This window comes from Vreelandella halophila, from assembly GCF_019903425.1.
In the GTDB taxonomy this organism is placed as follows: Bacteria; Pseudomonadota; Gammaproteobacteria; order Pseudomonadales; family Oleiphilaceae; genus Halospina; species Halospina halophila.
Genome location: NZ_JACHUZ010000009.1, coordinates 1 through 5,573 on the forward strand (window position 1 = coordinate 1; position 5,573 = coordinate 5,573).

Consider the following 5,573-nt stretch of genomic DNA (forward strand, 5'->3'; position numbering starts at 1 on the left):
ACAAAAAAAAGCCCCGCACGGCGAGTACCGGCGGGGCTTTGGGTGTAGGGGCCTGACGATGACCTACTCTCACATGGGATCTCCCACACTACCATCGGCGCTGAGTCGTTTCACTTCTGAGTTCGGCATGGGATCAGGTGGTTCCGACTCGCTGTGGTCGTCAGGCGAAAGGGGGTGGCAAGCAATTGGCTCTGGTGTTGGTGGCACTGGCTCAAGCGTTGGATCCGGAGCATGCGCTGGGGTGTTATATAGTCAAGCCTCACGAGCCATTAGTACCGGTTAGCTTAACGCCTCGCAGCGCTTCCACACCCGGCCTATCCACGTCCTGGTCTTGGACGGCTCTTGAGGGGCCTCGAGGGCCCGGGGAGATTTCATCTTGGAAGGGGCTTCCCGCTTAGATGCCTTCAGCGGTTATCCTGTCCGAACTTAGCTACCCGGCAATGCCACGGGCGTGACAACCGGAACACCAGAGGTTCGTCCACTCCGGTCCTCTCGTACTAGGAGCAGCTTTCCTCAAATCTCCAACGTCCACGGCAGATAGGGACCGAACTGTCTCACGACGTTCTAAACCCAGCTCGCGTACCACTTTAAATGGCGAACAGCCATACCCTTGGGACCGGCTTCAGCCCCAGGATGTGATGAGCCGACATCGAGGTGCCAAACACCGCCGTCGATGTGAACTCTTGGGCGGTATCAGCCTGTTATCCCCGGAGTACCTTTTATCCGTTGAGCGATGGCCCTTCCATACAGAACCACCGGATCACTAAGACCTGCTTTCGCACCTGCTCGACGAGTATGTCTCGCAGTCAAGCGGGCTTGTGCCTTTACACAAACCGCACGATGTCCGACCGTGCTTAGCCCACCTTTGTGCTCCTCCGTTACGCTTTGGGAGGAGACCGCCCCAGTCAAACTACCCACCACACAGTGTCCTCGTCCCGGGTAACGGGACTGAGTTAGAACCTCAAACAACCCAGGCTGGTATTTCAAGGGCGGCTCCACGATGACTGGCGTCATCGCTTCGAAGCCTCCCAGCTATCCTACACAAGACTGCTCAAAGTTCACTGTGAAGCTATAGTAAAGGTTCACGGGGTCTTTCCGTCTGGCCGCGGATACACTGCATCTTAACAGCGATTTCAATTTCACTGAGTCTCGGGTAGAGACAGCGCCCCCATCGTTACGCCATTCGTGCAGGTCGGAACTTACCCGACAAGGAATTTCGCTACCTTAGGACCGTTATAGTTACGGCCGCCGTTTACCGGGGCTTCGATCAAGGGCTTCGCACGGATGCTAACCCCATCAATTAACCTTCCGGCACCGGGCAGGCGTCACACCGTATACATCCTCTTTCGAGTTCGCACAGTGCTGTGTTTTTAGTAAACAGTCGCAGGGGCCTGGTATCTTCGACCGCCTCGAGCTCGGGGAGCGAGTCCCGTCACCCTAGCGCGGCGTGCCTTCTCCCGAAGTTACGGCACCATTTTGCCTAGTTCCTTTACCCGAGTTCTCTCAAGCGCCTTGGGATTCTCACCCTGACCACCTGTGTTGGTTTGGGGTACGGTCCCACGTGACCTGAAGCTTAGAGGCTTTTCCTGGAAGCATGGCATCAGCGGCTTCGCGCCCTTGGGCGCTCGTCATCGCGTCTCGACGTTGTGGCTGCGGATTTGCCTGCAGCCACTGCCTACTCGCTTGAACCGGGACAACCACTCGCCCGGCTCCGCCTAGCCTTCTCCGTCCCCCCATCGCAGTCACGCGAGGTACGGGAATATTAACCCGTTTCCCATCGACTACACCTTTCGGTCTCGTCTTAGGGGCCGACTCACCCTGCGCCGATTGGCGTTGCGCAGGAAACCTTGGTCATCCGGCGAGGAGGGTTTTCACCTCCTTGATCGTTACTCATGTCAGCATTCGCACTTGTGATACCTCCAGCCAACCTCTCGATTGACCTTCGCAGGCGTACACAACGCTCCTCTACCACGCCTTAAAAAAGGCGTCCGCAGCTTCGGTGACCGGTTTAGCCCCGTTACATCTTCCGCGCAGGCCGACTCGACTAGTGAGCTATTACGCTTTCTTTAAAGGATGGCTGCTTCTAAGCCAACCTCCTAGCTGTCTGTGCCTTCCCACATCGTTTCCCACTGAACCGGTACTTGGGGACCTTAGCTGGCGGTCTGGGTTGTTTCCCTCTTGAGCACGGACGTTAGCACCCATGCTCTGTCTCCCGTGATTGCACTTGGCGGTATTCGGAGTTTGCAAGGGGTTGGTAAGCCGAGATGGCCCCCGAGCCCAAACAGTGCTCTACCCCCGCCAGTGACACACGAGGCGCTACCTAAATAGCTTTCGAGGAGAACCAGCTATCTCCGGGCTTGATTAGCCTTTCACTCCGATCCACAACTCATCCCCCCATTTTTCAACATAGGTGGGTTCGGGCCTCCAGTCGGTGTTACCCGACCTTCACCCTGGCCATGGATAGATCGCCCGGTTTCGGGTCTACTCCCAGCGACTGTGTTCGCCCATTTAAGACTCGGTTTCCCTGCGGCTCCCCTAGACGGTTAACCTTGCCACTGAAAGTAAGTCGCTGACCCATTATACAAAAGGTACGCGGTCACACCCCGCAGGGTGCTCCCACTGCTTGTACGCAAACGGTTTCAGGGTCTATTTCACTCCCCTCACAGGGGTTCTTTTCGCCTTTCCCTCACGGTACTGGTTCACTATCGGTCAGTCAGGAGTATTTAGCCTTGGAGGATGGTCCCCCCGTATTCAGACAGGTTTCCACGATCCCCGTCCTACTCGATTTCACTTATGGGCGCGTTTCGCGTACGAGACTATCACTCTCTATGGTGTGACTTTCCAGACACTTCCACTACCCACCCACAAGCTTAAGGGCTAATCCCCGTTCGCTCGTCGCTACTTGGGGAATCTCGGTTGATTTCTTTTCCTCCGGGTACTTAGATATTTCAGTTCCCCGGGTTCGCCTCGAGCGCCTATGTATTCAGCACCCGATACCTGGCCGAAACCAGGTGGGTTTCCCCATTCGGAAATCGCCGGATCGAAGGTTGTTTGCCACCTCCCCGACGCTTATCGCAGGCTGCCACGTCCTTCATCGCCTCTGACTGCCAAGGCATCCACCGTTTGCGCTTATTCGCTTGACTATATAACCCGCAGCACACGCTCGGCGTGCGCGCAGGCTACTGCCATTACGCCGGATTCAACGCTTGAGTCAGTGCCACGATCGCGATTGGCCTTTCGACAACACCGCTTCGGTTTTCCAAAAAACCGCCACTGGTGTCATCAAACGGTCATCGCCATCGATGAACATCAGACTTTCAATTCATTGCTTGCCACTTTGTTAAAGAGCATTGTGATGCGAAATCACAGATCAGTTTTCTCAGCGCGAAAAAACTCATCTTTGATCACGTTCTGGATCACGCCGGCCACCGCCGGTGCCGAAACTGGTGGAGCCGAGGAGAATCGAACTCCTGACCTCCTGCGTGCAAGGCAGGCGCTCTCCCAACTGAGCTACGGCCCCTTTGCCACCAACCAGAAGCACCTGAGGGCAATTCTGGTGGGTCTGGGTGGACTTGAACCACCGACCTCACCCTTATCAGGGGTGCGCTCTGACCAACTGAGCTACAGACCCAAACTCAACAAGGGCTTTCACCCTTCCGGGCCCAGCCCAGATCTCGTTCATGCTCTTACAACGGGTCAGATTATTTGTTGTGGACGCTGGCGTGGCGCCGGCGTGTCGATAAGGAGGTGATCCAGCCGCAGGTTCCCCTACGGCTACCTTGTTACGACTTCACCCCAGTCGTGAACCACACCGTGGCGATCGTCCTCCCGAAGGTTAGACTAACCGCTTCTGGTGCAGTCCACTCCCATGGTGTGACGGGCGGTGTGTACAAGGCCCGGGAACGTATTCACCGCAGCATTCTGATCTGCGATTACTAGCGATTCCGACTTCACGGAGTCGAGTTGCAGACTCCGATCCGGACTACGAGGCGTTTTAAGGGATTCGCTTGCACTCGCGCGCTTGCTGCCCTCTGTGCGCCCCATTGTAGCACGTGTGTAGCCCTGGCCGTAAGGGCCATGATGACCTGACGTCATCCCCACCTTCCTCCGGTTTGTCACCGGCAGTCTCCCTAGAGTTCCCGGCCGGACCGCTGGCAACTAAGGACAAGGGTTGCGCTCGTTACGGGACTTAACCCAACATCTCACGACACGAGCTGACGACGGCCATGCAGCACCTGTCACTGCGCTCCCGAAGGCACCAAGCTATCTCTAGCAAGTTCGCAGGATGTCAAGACCAGGTAAGGTTCTTCGCGTTGCGTCGAATTAAACCACATGCTCCACCGCTTGTGCGGGCCCCCGTCAATTCATTTGAGTTTTAACCTTGCGGCCGTACTCCCCAGGCGGAGAACTTATCGCGTTAGCTGCGTCACTAAGGCTCTAATAGCCCCAACGACTAGTTCTCAGCGTTTACAGCGTGGACTACCAGGGTATCTAATCCTGTTTGCTACCCACGCTTTCGCACCTCAGCGTCAATGTCAGCCCAGGCAGTCGCCTTCGCCACTGGTGTTCCTCCAGATATCTACGCATTTCACCGCTACACCTGGAATTCCACTGCCCTCTGCTGCATTCTAGCTTGGCAGTTCGAATTGCCATTCCCAGGTTGAGCCCGGGGCTTTCACAACTCGCTTACCAAACCGCCTACGCGCCCTTTACGCCCAGTAATTCCGATTAACGCTTGCACCCTCCGTATTACCGCGGCTGCTGGCACGGAGTTAGCCGGTGCTTCTTCTGCAGGTAACGTCAACACTGACCGGTATTAACGATCAGCTTTTCCTCCCTGCTGAAAGTGCTTTACAACCCTAAGGCCTTCTTCACACACGCGGCATGGCTGGATCAGGGTTGCCCCCATTGTCCAATATTCCCCACTGCTGCCTCCCGTAGGAGTCCGGGCCGTGTCTCAGTCCCGGTGTGGCTGATCATCCTCTCAGACCAGCTACGGATCGTCGCCTTGGTAGGCCATTACCCCACCAACTAACTAATCCGACATGGGCCCATCCAATAGCGCGAGCCGGAGCCCGCTTTCCCCCTCAGGGCGTATGCGGTATTAATCCGGGTTTCCCCGGGCTATCCCCCACTACTGGGTAAGTTCCCATGCGTTACTCACCCGTCCGCCGCTCGCCAGCCTCCCGAAGGAGCTGCTGCCGCTCGACTTGCATGTGTTAGGCCTGCCGCCAGCGTTCAATCTGAGCCATGATCAAACTCTTCAGTTTAAATCATTCCGATGGCGTACCATCGTTATACAAGCTCAAAGACCGCACTCGAATCAACGAGCACTGACTTTGATGATCGCACCGACCACCACAGCCAGCGCCCACACAAATAATCTGACCCACTTGTTAAAGAACCTCAGAAGGCGTTAAGCCCCTGATTGGAGAGACAAAATTCTAAAGCATTTCAGAAAATTGTCAATCCCCGGAACAACTCATCTAACGCTCGAAAGCGCCGCCGCTGTGGGCCGTTGCCCCGAAAGAGATGCGTATTCTACACCCGCACAGGTTGGCGTCAACACGTTT

General features: G+C 56.1%; 2 tRNA genes and 3 rRNA genes. All 5 read right to left on the reverse strand.

Features of this window, described 5'->3' with window-relative positions:
• Positions 1–50: 50 nt before the first annotated feature.
• Positions 51–165 (reverse strand): 5S ribosomal RNA (rrf, locus tag H4I92_RS00120).
• An 83-nt stretch (positions 166–248) separates the two neighbouring features.
• Positions 249–3,143: ribosomal RNA gene (locus tag H4I92_RS00125) — 23S ribosomal RNA — on the reverse strand.
• 301 nt (positions 3,144–3,444) lie between these two features.
• Positions 3,445–3,520 (reverse strand) — tRNA-Ala (locus tag H4I92_RS00130).
• A 34-nt stretch (positions 3,521–3,554) separates the two neighbouring features.
• Positions 3,555–3,631: transfer RNA gene (locus H4I92_RS00135), tRNA-Ile, on the reverse strand.
• A 109-nt stretch (positions 3,632–3,740) separates the two neighbouring features.
• A 16S ribosomal RNA gene (locus tag H4I92_RS00140) occupies positions 3,741–5,270 on the reverse strand.
• The 16S, 23S and 5S rRNA genes sit together here with 2 tRNA genes alongside, the layout of an rRNA operon.
• Positions 5,271–5,573: the final 303 nt, after the last annotated feature.